At 63.1% G+C, this 15,090-nt stretch carries 17 protein-coding genes; 8 read left to right on the top strand and 9 right to left on the bottom strand.

The annotated features are described in order from the left end of the window. Window positions 1-34: 34 nt before the first annotated feature. Window positions 35-1,246, top strand: coding sequence for an ABC transporter substrate-binding protein (locus B3873_RS18345; RefSeq protein ID WP_204726241.1), 1,212 nt, complete (start codon window positions 35-37; stop codon window positions 1,244-1,246). Window positions 1,247-1,407: 161 nt separating this feature from the next. Here the strand turns inward: B3873_RS18345 and B3873_RS18340 are convergent, their stop codons facing one another. The 4 genes from B3873_RS18340 to yihA all read right to left on the bottom strand — a co-directional run bounded on the left by B3873_RS18340 (window position 1,408) and on the right by yihA (window position 5,042). Then, complete coding sequence (locus tag B3873_RS18340; protein WP_039789618.1) at window positions 1,408-1,869, bottom strand: carboxymuconolactone decarboxylase family protein; 462 nt, start codon at window positions 1,867-1,869, stop codon at window positions 1,408-1,410. A gap of 123 nt (window positions 1,870-1,992) precedes the next feature. After that, window positions 1,993-2,955, bottom strand: a complete 963-nt coding sequence (sigJ, locus tag B3873_RS18335; protein ID WP_286867842.1) for an RNA polymerase sigma factor SigJ — start codon at window positions 2,953-2,955, stop codon at window positions 1,993-1,995. A 26-nt stretch (window positions 2,956-2,981) separates the two neighbouring features. Continuing rightward, entirely contained in the window at window positions 2,982-4,001 is a 1,020-nt protein-coding gene (gene hemB, locus B3873_RS18330) for a porphobilinogen synthase (protein ID WP_039789615.1), read from the bottom strand. A 291-nt stretch (window positions 4,002-4,292) separates the two neighbouring features. Next, window positions 4,293-5,042 (bottom strand): ribosome biogenesis GTP-binding protein YihA/YsxC, encoded by a 750-nt coding sequence (gene yihA, locus B3873_RS18325; protein ID WP_286867840.1) that lies wholly within the window; start codon window positions 5,040-5,042, stop codon window positions 4,293-4,295. A gap of 204 nt (window positions 5,043-5,246) precedes the next feature. Here yihA and B3873_RS18320 point away from each other — a divergent pair, with 204 nt between their 5' ends. From B3873_RS18320 to B3873_RS18295, 6 genes are all read left to right on the top strand, one after another. Further along, window positions 5,247-5,909, top strand: a complete 663-nt coding sequence (locus B3873_RS18320; RefSeq protein WP_039789612.1) for a c-type cytochrome — start codon at window positions 5,247-5,249, stop codon at window positions 5,907-5,909. A 277-nt stretch (window positions 5,910-6,186) separates the two neighbouring features. After that, entirely contained in the window at window positions 6,187-8,352 is a 2,166-nt protein-coding gene (locus tag B3873_RS18315) for a cytochrome c biogenesis protein ResB (RefSeq protein WP_286867837.1), read from the top strand. A gap of 71 nt (window positions 8,353-8,423) precedes the next feature. Continuing rightward, window positions 8,424-9,578 carry a c-type cytochrome biogenesis protein CcsB gene (gene ccsB, locus B3873_RS18310; protein WP_039789609.1) on the top strand — a complete coding sequence of 385 codons (1,155 nt, stop codon included), beginning with the start codon at window positions 8,424-8,426 and terminating at the stop codon, window positions 9,576-9,578. A gap of 58 nt (window positions 9,579-9,636) precedes the next feature. Continuing rightward, a complete protein-coding gene (locus B3873_RS18305; RefSeq protein ID WP_286867834.1) occupies window positions 9,637-10,284 on the top strand; it encodes an HAD family hydrolase in 648 nt (215 codons plus the stop codon). A gap of 67 nt (window positions 10,285-10,351) precedes the next feature. Further along, entirely contained in the window at window positions 10,352-10,942 is a 591-nt protein-coding gene (locus B3873_RS18300) for a GNAT family N-acetyltransferase (RefSeq protein ID WP_034340524.1), read from the top strand. Between the two features lie 438 nt (window positions 10,943-11,380). Beyond that, window positions 11,381-11,635, top strand: a complete 255-nt coding sequence (locus tag B3873_RS18295) for a hypothetical protein (protein ID WP_034340521.1) — start codon at window positions 11,381-11,383, stop codon at window positions 11,633-11,635. A 163-nt stretch (window positions 11,636-11,798) separates the two neighbouring features. Here B3873_RS18295 and B3873_RS18290 read toward each other — a convergent pair whose 3' ends face one another. From B3873_RS18290 to B3873_RS18270, 5 genes are all read right to left on the bottom strand, one after another. Beyond that, window positions 11,799-12,803 carry an NAD(P)H-dependent glycerol-3-phosphate dehydrogenase gene (locus B3873_RS18290; protein ID WP_286867831.1) on the bottom strand — a complete coding sequence of 335 codons (1,005 nt, stop codon included), beginning with the start codon at window positions 12,801-12,803 and terminating at the stop codon, window positions 11,799-11,801. A 17-nt stretch (window positions 12,804-12,820) separates the two neighbouring features. Beyond that, the gene (locus B3873_RS18285; protein ID WP_034340513.1) at window positions 12,821-13,270 is read right to left on the bottom strand and encodes an SH3 domain-containing protein; all 450 of its coding nucleotides are present in this window, start codon (window positions 13,268-13,270) and stop codon (window positions 12,821-12,823) included. A 118-nt stretch (window positions 13,271-13,388) separates the two neighbouring features. Further along, a complete protein-coding gene (gene secB, locus B3873_RS18280) occupies window positions 13,389-13,883 on the bottom strand; it encodes a protein-export chaperone SecB (RefSeq protein ID WP_013232209.1) in 495 nt (164 codons plus the stop codon). Between the two features lie 52 nt (window positions 13,884-13,935). After that, entirely contained in the window at window positions 13,936-14,196 is a 261-nt protein-coding gene (gene grxC / locus B3873_RS18275; RefSeq protein ID WP_034340510.1) for a glutaredoxin 3, read from the bottom strand. Continuing rightward, complete coding sequence (locus B3873_RS18270; protein WP_088757369.1) at window positions 14,193-14,606, bottom strand: rhodanese-like domain-containing protein; 414 nt, start codon at window positions 14,604-14,606, stop codon at window positions 14,193-14,195. The genes grxC and B3873_RS18270 overlap by 4 nt, the downstream gene beginning before the upstream one ends. Window positions 14,607-14,766: 160 nt before the next feature. Between B3873_RS18270 and B3873_RS18265 the strand changes: the two genes are divergently transcribed. Then, on the top strand, window positions 14,767-15,090 hold a 324-nt coding region (locus B3873_RS18265), incomplete at its 3' end, for a 2,3-bisphosphoglycerate-dependent phosphoglycerate mutase (protein ID WP_286867823.1).

Below are 15,090 nucleotides of genomic sequence, written 5' to 3'. Positions count from 1 at the left end.
ATCACATTCCAGGACCCCCAAAGGAGGAGACCCCATGACCGCATTCATCCGGCGCGCCGCGCTGTCGGCCGCCTGTGCCCTGCTGGGCGCAGCCACCCTGCCATCCGCCCAGGCGGCGGGCGACACCATCAAGATCGGCTTCATCACCGACATGTCCGGCACCTATGCCGACTTCGACGGCCAGGGCGGCGTCGAAGCCATCCGCATGGCCATTGCCGATGCCGGCGGCACCATCAATGGCAAGAAAGTGGAACTGGTCTTTGCCGACCACCAGAACAAGGCCGACATCGCCGCCAACAAGGCTCGCGAATGGTTCGACCGCGATGGCGTGGACATGCTGGTCGGCGGCGTGAACTCGGCTGCCAGCCTGGCCATGGGCAAGGTGGCGGGCGAGAAGAAGAAGGTCTTCATCTCGGTCGGCGCCGGCACCACCCGCCAGACCAATGAGGAGTGCAATGCCTACACCGTCCAGTACGCCTACGACACCACGGCCCTGGCGCGCGGCACGGGCGCGGCCATCACGCGCCAGGGCGGCAAGTCCTGGTATTTCCTGACGGCGGACTATGCCTTCGGCACCTCGCTGGAGAAGGACACCAGCGAGGTCGTCAAGAGCAATGGCGGCAATGTCATCGGCGCGACCCGCGTGCCGCTGGCGACGTCGGACTTCTCGTCCTTCCTGTTGCAGGCGCAGTCCTCCAAGGCGCAGATCCTGGGGCTGGCCGTGGCCGGGGGCGATGTCATCAATGCCATCAAGGCTGCCAATGAATTCGGCGTGAACAAGACCATGAAACTGGCCGGCCTGCTGATCTTCATCAACGATACCCATTCGCTGGGTCTGCAGATGACGCAAGGGATGTACCTCACCGATGGCTGGTATTGGGACCTCAACGACGAGAGCCGTGCCTGGGCCAATCGCTACTTCCTGAAAATGAAGAAGATGCCGTCCATGTTCCAGGCCGGTGACGCGTCGGCCGTGGGCCAGTACCTGAAGGCGGTCAAGGCCGTGGGCAGTACCGATGCCGACCAGGTCATGGACTACCTGCGCAAGAACCGCATCAAGGATTTCTTCACCAGCAATGGCGTGGTGCGCCCGGACGGCCGCATGGTGCACGACATGTACCTGATGGAAGTGAAGAAACCTTCCGAATCCAAGCGCCCATGGGATTACTACAAGCTGGTGCAGACCATCCCCGGCGAGCAAGCCTACATGACCAAGGCGGAATCCAAGTGCGCACTGTGGAAGTGAGCGCACCGGCGCCATGAAGCATCAATCCGGGTGGCGCTGGTAAAGCCGCCGCCCGCCAGGTTTTGAGCAAGAAGTCTGATGTGGATCGGACCATGTTCAACGCATCCCGGGTGACCGGGGTGCGTTTTTTTTCACCTGTGTGAGAGGTGCCGGTGGGCCGATCAGGCGCGGCGCGGAGCCTGCGGGCGCATGGCCACGCCCAGGCGGTTCCAGGCGTTGATGATGGCAACCGCGAAGGTCAGGTTGGCGATCTCGGTATCGTTGAAGTGCTGCTGCAGCAGGGCGAAGGCGGCGTCTTCCTTCTCGGCATCCGGCTGGTGCAGGTGGGTGAAGCGCTCGGCCCAGTTCAGCGCGGCGCGTTCGGCCTCGGTGAAGAAGGCGATCTCGCGCCAGGCCGCCAGGGTGTTCAAGCGCTGCTGGTCTTCGCCCTTCTGCAGCAGATCATGCGAATGCATGTCGGTGCAGAAGGCGCAGCCGTTCAGTTGCGACACGCGCAGGAACACCAGTTCCAGCAGCTTGGGATCGACACCGCTCTGGTGCACCACTTCGCTGGCCTTGAGCAGGGCATTGAAGGCCGGGGCGGCGAGCTTGGCGTGGGGCAGGCGTTGCTTGAAGTCGGACATGAGGATTCTCCATCGGGGATAAGGTGACAACGACGCCAATCGTCGCTGTTCCTCTTCCAGACGGAGTGGGCTCGCCCCTTGTGACAGATTCGATGAAAAATAAATGAAGAAATCTGAAAAATCTCAGAGTGCCGTGTTCTGCTGCGCGATGGCGGCCAGCTTGTCGGGGTTGCGCACCACATAGATGGCGTGGATGCGCAGGCCATCCGATTCCAGTACCTGGGCCGATTCCAGCGCACCATCGACGTAGCGCAGCAAGCCCGGGCTGCCGTTGATCCAGGCCGCGCGATAGACGATGCGCTGGGCGAAGCGCCGCACATTGGCGTAGTACAGCCAGGAGATGCGCTCGCCACCGGCCAGCGGGTGCGGGAACGAGGCCACCTTGCCGCCACCGTCGCCGATCAGGCGCGCATCCTCGGCCAGCAGGCCCAGCATGGCCTCGCGCTGGCCGCTTTGCACGGCCTGCATGAATTTCTCCAGCAGCAGGGCGTGGGTTTCGCGCGTGACCGGGCTGGAAGCGGCGCGCACGGCGGTGCGGGCGACGCCATCGGCCTCCTGCCGCGTCAGGCGTTCGCGGGCGCGATGCACCAACTGGCGGCAACTGGCTTCGGACTTCTGCAGGATCGCGGCGATGTCGGGGTAGTCGTTGTCAAATACTTCACGTAGCAGGAAGGCCGCGCGTTCCTCGGGCTTGAGGCGCTCCAGCAGCAGGAGGTAGGCGAAGGAAACGTCACTTTGCTGCTCCAGCAGGGCTTCCGGCGAGGGAGCCAGGCGGGCCGCGCCGAACAGGTCGATCTCCGGCGCCGGTTCGGCCAGGCCCACCAGCGGCTCCGGCAGCCAGTGGCCGACGTAATGCTGGCGCTCCTGCTGCAGCTGGCGCAGGCGATCGATGCACAGGCGGGTCACCACCGTCACCAGCCAGGCTTCGGCCGAATGCAGGACCGACTTGTCCTGGGCATGCCAGCGCAGCCAGGCGTCCTGCAGGACGTCGTCGGCTTCGCTGCGCGAGGCCAGCATGCGGTAGGCCACGCCGAACAAACGGGGGCGCAGCTGCGTGAACTGCGCGAGCGCGGGGTCGTCGGTCATTGGCCGGGCCTGGAGTGGGAGAGGGGTCAGCCCTGCTTGAGCTTGCGCGCGATGTCCAGCGCGAAGTAGGTCAGCACGCCATCGGCACCGGCGCGCTTGAAGGCCATCATGGCTTCCATCATGGTCTTGTCATGGTCCAGCCAGCCGTTCTGGGCGGCCGCCTTGATCATGGCGTATTCGCCGCTGACCTGGTAGGCGAAGGTGGGTACGCGGAATTCATCCTTCACGCGGCGCACGATGTCCAGGTAGGGCATGCCAGGCTTGACCATCACCATGTCGGCGCCTTCCTGCAGGTCCAGCGCCACTTCGCGCAGGGCTTCGTCGCTGTTGGCCGGATCCATCTGGTAGGTGGCCTTGCTGCCTTTGCCCAGATTGGCGGCCGAGCCGACGGCGTCGCGGAAGGGGCCGTAGAAGGCCGAGGCGTACTTGGCCGAGTAGGCCATGATGCGGGTGTAGATGTGGCCTTGGGCTTCCAGCATGGCGCGAATGGCGGCGATGCGGCCGTCCATCATGTCCGAGGGCGCCACCACGTCCACGCCGGCATCGGCCTGGGTTTGCGCCTGCTTGACCAGCAGCGCGATGGTTTCATCGTTGAGGATGTAGCCGGTTTCGTCGAGCACGCCGTCCTGGCCGTGGCTGGTGTAGGGGTCCAGCGCCACGTCGCACAGCACGCCCAGTTCGGGGAAGCGGTCTTTCAGGGCGCGCACCACGCGCGGCACCAGGCCGTCGGGGTTGGTGGCTTCGATGCCGTCGGGCGTCTTCAGGGCCGGATCGATCACCGGGAACAGCGCCAGCACCGGCACACCCAGCTTGACGCATTCCTCGGCCACCGGCAGCAGCGTGTCCAGCGACAGGCGCTCCACGCCCGGCAGCGACGCCACGGGCGTGCGCAGGTTCTGCCCTTCCTGCACGAATACGGGGTAGATCAGGTCGGCGCTGGTGATCACGTTTTCGGCCATCAGGGCGCGTGAGAAAGCGTCGCGGCGCATGCGGCGCATGCGCAGGGCAGGGTAGCCGGCGTTGGAACTGAAATCGGTCAAGGACATAGGTCAGCTTTCAAAAATTAGATGTTATTTGAGGCTATCTTGGAATTATTTCGAGGCAAATATCGCTATCTTCGGAGATTTGATTCCTTTGATTACAGATCTGCTCCAATTTCCGAGACTTGCATTATCTTGGCGGCAGGTGATTTTTTCACCTCCCGCTTCCCCTTCCCTCCCTGAGCGGGGCTGATCGCGCAAGCGAAAGGCGTTCTTCCCCGGAGAATTTCCCTGTTCTCCGGGGTTTTTTTATTCATGCGTTGTACTCCGTCTGGAAAGATCTTGCCTTGTCGGCGATCAGGCTTGCGGTGTGTTGGTGTCGGCGCTGCCAGCACCTTCATTTGCCAGCGCAGCCGGGGCCATCGGTTCGGCCGTCTCAACTGGCTGGTTCAGGCCGGCCAGTTCCAGGATCTTGTCGTTGGCTTCGTCCAGACCGATGCGCTTCAGCGCCGAGAACAGTTGGGCCGTGAACGGGAAGGGCTGGCCATCCGCATCGACATAGCTTTGCAGGAAGGTCTGGGCCTGGCGCAGGGCATTGGTGGATTCGTTGCGGTTGAGCTTGTCGGCTTTGCTCAGGATGCAATGGATGGGTTTGCCGGTGGGGGCGAACCACTCGATCATCTGGATATCCAGGTCGGTGAAGGGACGGCGCGAATCGACGATCATCACCAGCGCCGCCAGCTGCTCGCGCTGGCGCACGTAATCGCCCAGCAGGGCTTGCCAGTGATGCTTGGCCGACCCGGAGACCTCGGCGTAGCCATAGCCGGGCAAGTCCACCAGCATGGCGCGGATCTCGTCGGGGCGCGCCTCGTCATTGCGGTGCTGGCCGACGTGGGCGCCGCCCAGCGAGAAATAGTTGATGTGCTGGGTGCGTCCCGGTGTCTTGGAGGCGAAGGCCAGGCGCTTCTGGTTGCACAGCACGTTGATGGCACTGGATTTGCCGGCGTTGGAACGGCCGGCGAAGGCGATTTCCGGCACACTGGTCTTGGGCAGGTCCCGCAGGTGATTGACGGTGGTGAAGAAACGGGCTTGCCAAAGTTGCGACATGGTGGGGGGAAATCCGAAAGAGGAGGGAAAAACGCGGAGAAGCTATTGTACAATGGCCCGAAACCCAGCGCCTCGTTGACGCCAAGCAAGCAAAAAATATGGCGGCCATTGGAGACAGGTCAAACAACAGGCATTTGGGCAGGGGGCAGCCAGCCGCCGAACGGGCAAAATCTCTCAATTCCACAATAAGTATTAGGGTGACGAATGAACCGTGCCTTTTCCCCACTGTTGTATACCGTTCTTGCTGCCGTGCTGGCAGTGTCCTCGGCGGCCCATGCGGCCGATGACAAGAAAGCCCCGATCAAGGCCGATCCGGCCAAGGGGGAAGCCCTCTACACCAATGGCGACAATGCCCGCAACATCGTGGCCTGCGTGTCCTGCCACGGCGCAGCCGGCAATTCGACCATCACCCAGAATCCCAAGCTGTCCGGCCAGCATGAGGCCTACATCGCCAAGCAGCTGCTCAACTTCCGTACCCCTGACCGCAACAACCCGGTGATGTCGCCGCTGGCCAAGGCGCTCTCGGATGAAGACATCCATAACGTCGCGGCCTACCTGGCTGCCCAGGCGCCCAAGCCGGGTGCCGCCAAGAACAAGGACACCATCGAGCTGGGCAAGCACATCTGGCGCGGCGGCATCGCCTCCAAGAACGTGCCGGCCTGTGCCGGCTGCCACAGCCCCAATGGTGCCGGCATCCCGGCCCAGTATCCGCGCCTGGCCGGCCAGCACCAGGATTACACGGTGGCCCAGCTGACCAACTTCCGTGGCGGTGCGCGCACCAACAGCGCCCAGATGACCGCCATCGCCGATCGCCTGTCGGACAAGGAGATCAAGGCCGTGGCCGACTACATCGCCGGCCTGAAGTAATCAGCCTGCCGCCACACGGCGCGGGCAGGAAAGAGGCGGCCGGCGTGCCGCCTTTTTTCATGCAGCTTGACGCACGTCGTGGTGAAACATCGTCCAACACGGCATGATCCCTCCCCGCCGGACCAGATAATCGCCCCGGCATACCCGGGCTACGCAGGCGCGTATCACGGAGTTTTCCCCGGAGCGGTAAAATCCGGGTTCGCATCGCTTTGCCGACCGGCAAGGAGATCCCCCCAGGTAAGCGGAACCGGCAGGCCCGGTCCGGTAAGGCAGGAATATGACGACGGGCAGCAGTACCCAAGGAATCCAGATCAAGACTCGCCAGCGCTGGCTCGGCGAGGCCGTCGAAGTGGTCTCATCGATGCGCTTTGCGATCAGCCTGCTGACGCTGATTGCCATCGCCTCGGTGATCGGCACGGTGATGAAGCAGAACGAACCGATGCCCAACTACGTGAACCAGTTCGGTCCGTTCTGGTTCGAGATCTTCGGCAAGGCCGGTTTGTATGCGGTGTACTCGGCCTGGTGGTTCCTGCTGATCATGGGTTTCCTGGTGCTGTCGACCTCGCTGTGCATCGCCCGCAATGCGCCCAAGATGCTGCGCGATGTGAAGAGCTGGCGCGACAACGTGCGCGAGCAGTCGCTGCGCAATTTCCATCACAAGCATGAATGGACGACTGCCGAAGCCCCGGCCGAGGCTGCGGCGCGGCTGCAGCGCCAGGTCGGCGCGCGCGGCTACAAGACCAAGCTCGCCGACAAGGAAGGCGGCACGCTGCTGGCGGCCAAGCAGGGGGCGGCCAACAAGTGGGGCTACATTTTCGCGCACGCGGCCATCGTCATCATCTGCCTGGGCGGCCTGCTCGATTCGGATCTGCCGATCCGCTTCCAGCAATGGTTCTACGGCAAGTCGGCCTTTGCCGGCAATGGCATCATTTCCGAGATCCCCGAACGCTATCGCCTGGGCCTGAACAACCCGACCTTCCGCGGCAACACTCTCATTCCTGAAGGCTCCAGCAGCAGCACCGCCATCATCCCGCAGAAGGATGGCGTGATGATCCAGGACTTGCCCTTCACCATCCAGTTGAAGCGTTTCATCATCGACTTCTACTCGACCGGCATGCCCAAGCTCTTCGCCAGCGAAGTGGTGGTGCGCGACCATGAAACCGGCAAGGAAACCGCCGCCACCATCAAGGTCAATGAGCCGTTGATCTACAAGGGTGTTGCCATTTACCAGTCCAGCTTCGAGGACGGCGGCAGCAAGCTCAAGCTGGTCGCCTATCCGATGCGGGGCGGCAGCAACAGCCACTTCGACCTGGCCGGCGAAGTCAACGGCACCACGCCGCTGTCCTCCAGCAGCGGTGACTACACCATCGAGTGGAGCGGCTTCCGTCCCTTCAACGTCGAGAACATGCAGGCCGCCGCCTCCGGCCAGGCCTCCGGTTCGACCTCGGGCGATGCGCGCGCGGTCAATGTCGGCAAGAACGTCAATCGCGGCTTCATGGACGGCCTGGACAAGCACCTCGGCTCCAGTGCCAAGAATGCCAACAGCAAGGACTTCAAGAATGTCGGCCCGAGCGTACAGTACAAGCTGCGCGACAAGACCGGGCAGGCGCGTGAGTACTTCAACTACATGCAGTCGTTGCCCATCGATGGTGCCGACGTCTTCCTGGCAGGCATGCGCGAGCAGCCCGACCAGCCCTTCCGTTACCTGCGCATTCCCGCCGATGACAACGACAGCGTAGCCGAGTGGATGCGCCTGCGCGCGGCCCTGGCCAATCCGACTTTGCGCCAGGAAGCGGCACGCCGCTATGCGCGGCAGGCCATCAGCAGCGGGCGCGAAGCCTCGCCCGTGTTGCGCGAGCAACTGGAACAATCGGCCCTGCGCGGGCTGACCATTTTTGCCGGCGACGGCAAGGTCTCCGGCTACATCGCCGTGACGCGCTTCCTGGAACAACTGCCTGCGGCCGAACAGGAAAAGGCCGCCGACATCTTCATGAAGATTCTCAACGGCAGCATGTGGGAGCTGTGGCAAGCCGCGCGCGCCCAAGAGGGTCTCGCTCCGGTAGCCAGCGACGAGAAGCATGGCCGCTACCTGCAACTGGCCATCAATGCCCTGGCCGACGCGGCCTTCTATCCGGCGCCGGTGTTCCTGCAGCTCACGAGTTTCCAGGAGATCAAGGCCTCGGTACTGCAGGTGACGCGCTCGCCGGGCAAGAAGGTGGTCTACCTGGGCTGCCTGTTCCTGGTACTGGGCGTGTTCGCGATGCTGTACATTCGTGAACGGCGCCTGTGGATCTGGATCAAGCCCGGTCCCGATGGCCAGGGCAGCCAGGCCCTGCTGGCCATGAGCACGCAGCGCCGCACGCTGGACTTCGACAAGGAATTCGAACAGATGAAAGGCCGTCTGACCGGCGCGGGCCAGCCCGCCCCCGGTCCCTCGGTCTGAACCCTTCATGCCGCCGGTAATGGCGGCGATCCCCCGGGCCATGGTCCGGGACAGCAGCAGTGGAGAACGCAATGCAACTGACCCAAGCAAACCAGGCCTACGAGCAAGAGCAAGGCTTTTTCCGGCGGCTCAGTCTCGTCGACTGGATCTACGCCGCCGCGCTGGTGGCCGGATCGCTGTACGCCTTCGGGCGCTTCGGCAGCTATATGGATTACTACGAGAAGGCCGTGCTGCTGCTGGCCGCACCGACCTTCGCCTGGCTGGGCTGGCACTGGAAGCCGGTTCGCCTGCTGATGCTGGTGATTGCCGTGCTCTCTCTGGGAGCCATCGCCATGTATGGCGGTGCGCTGGAACTGGCCGACAAGAAATTCTTCCTCAAGTACATGCTCTCCAGCCAGTCCGCGATCCTGTGGATGAGCGCGCTGTTCTGCCTCTCCACGCTGTTCTACTGGGGCGGCCTGGCCACCACTGCCGGTACCGGCAGCGCGATCGGCTCGCGCCTGTGCTGGGCGGCCGTGGTGCTGGGCTTCACCGGCATGATGGTGCGCTGGTACGAGTCCTACCTGATCGGCGCGGACGTCGGCCACATCCCCATTTCCAATTTATATGAAGTTTTCGTCCTGTTCTGCCTGATTACGGCCCTTTTCTACCTGTACTACGAAGAACGTTACGCCACGCGTCAGCTGGGTGCTTTTGTGCTGACCGTCATCACGGCGGCGGTCGCTTTCCTGATGTGGTATACCGTCTCGCGGGATGCAGCCGAGATCCAGCCGCTGGTGCCGGCGCTGCAGAGCTGGTGGATGAAGATCCACGTACCGGCCAACTTCATCGGCTACGGCACCTTCGCCCTGGCGGCGATGGTGGCGGTGGCCTACCTGCTGCGCGAGCGCGGGATCCTGGCCGATCGCCTGCCCACGCTGGAAGTGCTGGATGACGTGATGTACAAGGCCATCGCCGTCGGCTTTGCCTTCTTCACCATCGCCACCATCCTGGGCGCGCTGTGGGCCGCTGAAGCCTGGGGCGGTTACTGGTCGTGGGATCCCAAGGAAACCTGGGCCCTGATCGTCTGGCTCAACTATGCTGCCTGGCTGCACATGCGCCTCATGAAGGGCCTGCGTGGCCGTACCGCCGCCTGGTGGGCGCTGGTGGGCCTGCTGGTGACGACGTTTGCCTTCCTGGGAGTGAACATGTTCCTTTCGGGCCTGCATTCCTACGGCGAACTTTGATGGGATTGGCGGCTCCTTGAAGAGGGCGGCCAACGCCCCCGAACAACAAGGAGCAATGATGAAGCAGCCCAATGCCGCGCCCGAACTGGTCATCTTCGACTGTGACGGCACCCTGGTCGACAGCGAAGTAGTGGCCGCCCGGGCCTGGTCCGAGTACGTGGCCACTTACGGCGTCAGCCTCAGCCCCGACGAGGCGCTGGCGCGTTTTCGCGGCGTGAGCATGAAGTGGTGCATCTCGCACATCGAGCAATTGCATGGCCAGACCCTGCCGGACCACTTCGAGCAAGAGCTGCGCGCCCTCATGGGCGGCATGCTGGAGCAGCATCTGCAACCCATCAGCGGTGCCGCCGAGATGGTGGAGCAGCTGCATCTGCCCTTTGCCCTGGCGTCCAACGCCCCGCATCACAAGATCGAACTATGCCTGCGCGTGACCGGCCTGCTGCCGCATTTTGCCGGTCGCATCTTCAGCGCCTACGACGTGCAACGCTGGAAACCCGATCCCGCCCTGTTCCTGTTCGCAGCAGAACGCCTGGGCGTCCCGCCCCGGCGCTGCGCCGTGGTGGAAGACAGCCTGCCGGGCGTGCAAGCCGGGCTGGCAGCGGGCATGCGTGTGATCGCCTTGCAGGAGCACGGCGTGCATCCGGAGCTGCCCGCGGAAGTGGCGGTCATCACCCATCTGGCGCAATTGCGGGCGCAACTGGGCTGACCGCAGGGACAGTTCCGGTACCGTCCAATTTCGGTAAGATCTGCAAGAAACTTCATCCACGGATCCCATGCTCCGCTCCATCGACCGCGAACGGCAAATCATCTACTGCGACCGCGCCATCGAAGTGCGCCCGCTCGGCCTGCGCGAGGCCCCGGCGCTGTATGACGCGGTGCGCCAGTCGCGCGATGCCATCGGCCAGTGGGAAGCCTGGTGCACGCCTGATTACGGCCTGCTGGATGCCAAGCTGTTCCTGCAGCGCGCCATCGAGCAATGGCATGTGCACGCGGCCTACGATTTCAACATCATCGATCGCAGCAACGGCTTGGTGATCGGCTCGGTGGCCATCAATCAGGTCAGCCAGCTGAACCAGATGGCCAACCTGGGCTATTGGGTGCGTGAGGGCTACACCGGCCGCGGCATCGCCGCCCTGGCCGCGCGGGCGGCGGCATCTTTCGCCTTCTCCCGGACCGGGCTCACCCGCCTGGAAATCGTGGCCCAGGCCGGCAACCTGCGCAGCCAGCGGGTGGCGGAGAAGGCGGGTGCGACGCTGGAATGCCTGGCGCGCAATCGCCTGGTCTTTCATGGTGAACCGCGCGATGCGAAGGTTTTTTCACTCGTCCCGGCGGACCTGGGGCTGCCCGTGCCGGTGCACGGATGAGCTCTCGCAGCGGGCGATAAACATTCTTTGTGGCAAGCTTTTCGTCGTATTTTTGATGCGGGACATGAAGGAAGATACGTTTCGCAACACTTTTTTTTCTCTTTTTTTGTTCAGCAAAAGTGCACAATCCGGCGCATTCTGACAGCGCTGTCAGCCTTGATGGCAGCGGGTTTGCGCCATTTTTTGCGTAGCCGCACGACTTTGCCGGCGCGCAGAAATTTCAATTTGGCTGACAAAATACTGACTTTTCGCGTATTCCAAAACGCCGCTCGGGCGTTACATACCTAAAGCACTGTCAAGAAAAGCAGTGCTTGTGTATCTGGAGCAGTCTCCCGGAATCAAGGCAGCAGGCAACATCTTCCGGGGCGCTGCGTGTTCTTCCGAACAACAACTCAGGATGGAAGAACGTTGAGCGTCAGCGACGTAAGAGGAAATATGATGCAAGCCATACAACGCAACAAGACCACGAACAATAACCACGCCGGCCGCGCCGCCCAGCAATACGTCATGGGCGGGGAAGCGCGCAGTACCCGTCTGGCCAAGCGCCTGAAGGGCGCAGAAGCCGTCCCTCAGGACGATGACTGCAGCGCGCGCTACGACAAGATCTCCAAGCAGATGGATGACGCGCTCGAAGGCGGTTCGCCGCAACGCTTCAAGCGTCCCAAGATGGAAAGCGACATCATCGCACGTTGAAGCAGGGTGGATTCAGGCAGCATCCCGCCTGAATCCTCTCCAGATTCTCGGACGATAAAAAACAGCCGGAGGCATTTCTGCTCCGGCTGTCATTTTCTCCGCTTCACTTTCAGGTGAGGTTTGGTGAATCTCCCGTCCCAGTGTGCGAGCGGGAGTGGCTGTCTTACAGGCTTTCTTCGCGCGGATCCCGCGCCAGCAGCCGGGCCACCATGTCCTGCACCGACACGCCGTCGAACAAGGCTGCCGCCACCGCATCGGTGATCGGCATTTCGATGCCTTTTTCGCGCGCCAGCGCCCGCACGGCCTGTGCGCAGCGCACGCCTTCGGCCACGTGGCCGAGTTCGGCGACGATATCGTCCAGTTTCTTGTTTTGAGCCAGTCCCAGACCGACGCGCCGGTTGCGCGAGAGGTCGCCGGTGCAGGTCAGGATGAGGTCGCCCACCCCTGAGAGTCCCATGAAGGTTTCTGCACGTCCGCCCAGCGCCACGCCCAAGCGCGTGATCTCCGCCAGGCCGCGCGTGATCAATGCTGCACGGGCGTTCAAGCCCAGTTGCAGGCCATCGGCCACGCCAGTGGCGATGGCCAGGATATTCTTGACCGCGCCGCCGATCTCCACCCCCACCAGGTCATCGCTGGAATAGATGCGGATGTTGTTGCCATGCACCGCCGCGACCACACGCTCGCACAGGGCCGCATCGGCACCGGCGATGGTCAGCGCGCAGGGCAGGCCGCGCGCCACTTCCTGGGCAAACGAGGGGCCGGAGAGCACCCCGGCAGCCACGCCTGAACCCAGCACTTCCTGCACCACCTGGTGCGGCAGCAGGCGCGTGCCTTCTTCCAGGCCCTTGCACAGCCACACCAGGTTGGGAATGGCATAGGCGCGCAAATGCCCCGCCAGCTCACGCAGGCCCGACACCGATGAGGCTGCAATGAGCAGCGAATCGGAGGGGTCGTCGCAGACGTGGCGCACGGCGGCATCGAAGTCCGAACTCACCGCCAGTTCGGGCGGCAGCGCGAATCCGGGCAGGTAGAGGCTGTTTTCGCGTTGTTCGCTGGCGGCCTGCATGGCCTGGGCATTGCGCCCCCACAGCACGACCTGGTGCTTGCGCGCCAGGGGAATGGCCAGCGCGGTACCCCATGCGCCAGCGCCCAGAATGGTGATTTTCATTTCAGGCCGCTCTTCGCTCAATCGCCCCAGACATCGCCGGCCTTCACGAAGCCGCTCTGGCCGTCGCGATGGCGGACCTTTACCCAGCCATTGTTGGGGCTTTCCAGCATCTCCAGCAGGACCGACTTGTCGGCCGTGAAGACCACCGGGCTGCTTTCATCGGCAGCATTGAAGATGCGCGCATTGGCCACCGACACCACCAGCATGCGCTTGGGCGTCAAGGCCTTGGAGGAGATCCAGGACAGCGTGCCGGCGGCATCCCTGACCTTGCTCCAGTCGCCATAGGTCAGCACCACCTCGACCGGCATGCCGCGCGGCGCGACATAGACGCGGCGGCCCTTTTCGGACGGGGCGTCATACATGATGGCGGGCGAGGCGCCGACCGACTTGAAGTCCAGGGCCAGGGCATCCTTGGCCATGAAGGCGCCGAGCAGGGTTGCGCAAAGAATCAGGGGCAGGCGTTTCATCGTGAAGGTCTCCGCAGAAGGGAAAGCGCCGCAGCACAGGCTGCGGCGGCTCGTTGTCGTGCCGGGCTGCCGCAGAGGATGCGGCCGGCCCGGCAGGCGGACAGGGGGTGAAACCCGATCAGTTGACGGCGGTGGAGCCGTTGTTGACCAGAGTCGCGCCTTGTTGCTCGGCCAGAGCCTGCAGGCGCTGCTGGTAGAACACCTCGAAGTTGATCTCGGCCAGGTGCACCGGCGGGAAACCGGCGCGGGTGATGGCGTCGGCGATGTTGGCGCGCAGGTACGGGTAGATGATGTTGGGGCAGCCGATGCCCAGCAGCGGGTCCAGCTGTTCGGCCGGCACGTTGCGGATCTCGAAGATGCCGGCTTGCTTGCCCTCGACCAGGAAGGCGACCTTGTCCTTGACCTTGGCGGTCACGGTGATGGTCACGGTCGATTCGAACACGCCTTCAGCCAGCGCTTCGGCACCGACGTCCACCGACACTTCGATCGAAGGGGCTTCCTGTTCCAGGAAGATGGCCGGGGAATTCGGCTGTTCCAGCGACAGATCCTTCAGGTAGACGCGCTGGATCTGGAAAACGGGTTGCTGTTGGGCTTCTTGGTTCTGTTCCGACATGGATCTCTTTCAGGTTCGGTGAATCGATAGGGGGGAGTGTGCTGCCCTGGCGTCAGGCTTGCAGCAGCGGGTCCAGCTTGCCGGCACGGTCCAGTGCGCTCAGGTCATCGAAGCCACCGACATGGGTGTCGCCGACATAGATCTGGGGCACGGTACGGCGGCCGGTCTTTTGCATCATCAGCTCACGCTGCTGAGGTTCGAGATCCACGCGGATCTTCTCGATCTGCGTGATTCCCTTGCTGGCCAGCAAACGCTCGGCCATCATGCAATACGGGCACACGGCGGTGCAGTACATGGTCACGGGAGCGCTCATTTTGCCTCCTTGGTGGTCAGCGGCAGGCCCTGGCCCTGCCAGGCGGCGATGCCGCCGTTCAAGCCGTAGACTTCGGTGAAGCCGGCTTTCTTCAGCGACGCTTCGGCACGGTTGGCCTGGGTGCCGGTCTGGCACACCACGATGACCGGGCGGCCCTTGAGCTTGTCGAGCTCGCCGATGCGCTGCGGCAACTCTTTCAAGGGGATGTTGCGGGCGTCGCGCAGGTGGCCGGCGGCGAATTGCTCGGCATCACGCACATCCAGCACCAGCACCTTGCCCTGGTTGAGCATCTGCGTGGCCTGCAAGAGGCTCAGCTTGTTGCCGCGCTGCTGCAGGTAGGGAACCAGCAGCGCACCGCCCGAGACCAAGGCCAGGGCGATCAGGAAAATATTGTCGATGATGAATTTCACGGCAGTCCAATGAGTTTACTGAATCCCGGCATTATAAAATAGAAGCATTCGCGGTTTGCATCCGGACCGAACAGTCTAGTTTAAGGTGTGCACCCGGTCTCGCGTAGTCGATCTTTGGGGCAGCCGCAGCGGTTTATCCATCATCAATACAAGTCCTGCTATGTACAAAATCGTATTCATGCGCCACGGCGAATCGACCTGGAACCTGGCCAACCGCTTCACCGGCTGGGTCGACGTCGACCTGACCGAAAAGGGCGTGGCTGAAGCCCGCCAGGCCGGCAAGCTGCTCAAGGAAGCCGGTTTCTCCTTCGACCTGGCCTACACCTCGGTGTTGAAGCGCGCCATCCGCACCCTCTGGACCACGCTGGACGAAATGGACCAGATGTACATCCCGATCAAGAACGACTGGCGCCTCAACGAACGCCACTACGGCGCCCTGCAAGGTCTGAACAAGGCCGAAACCGCCGCCCAGTACGGCGACGAG

The sequence above is a fragment of the Herbaspirillum sp. UBA812 genome (assembly GCF_002296545.1).
Classification (GTDB): domain Bacteria; phylum Pseudomonadota; class Gammaproteobacteria; order Burkholderiales; family Burkholderiaceae_D; genus Herbaspirillum; species Herbaspirillum huttiense.
The sequence above is the reverse complement of the archived record's forward strand: the minus strand, read 5'-3'. Positions and strand labels throughout refer to the sequence as shown.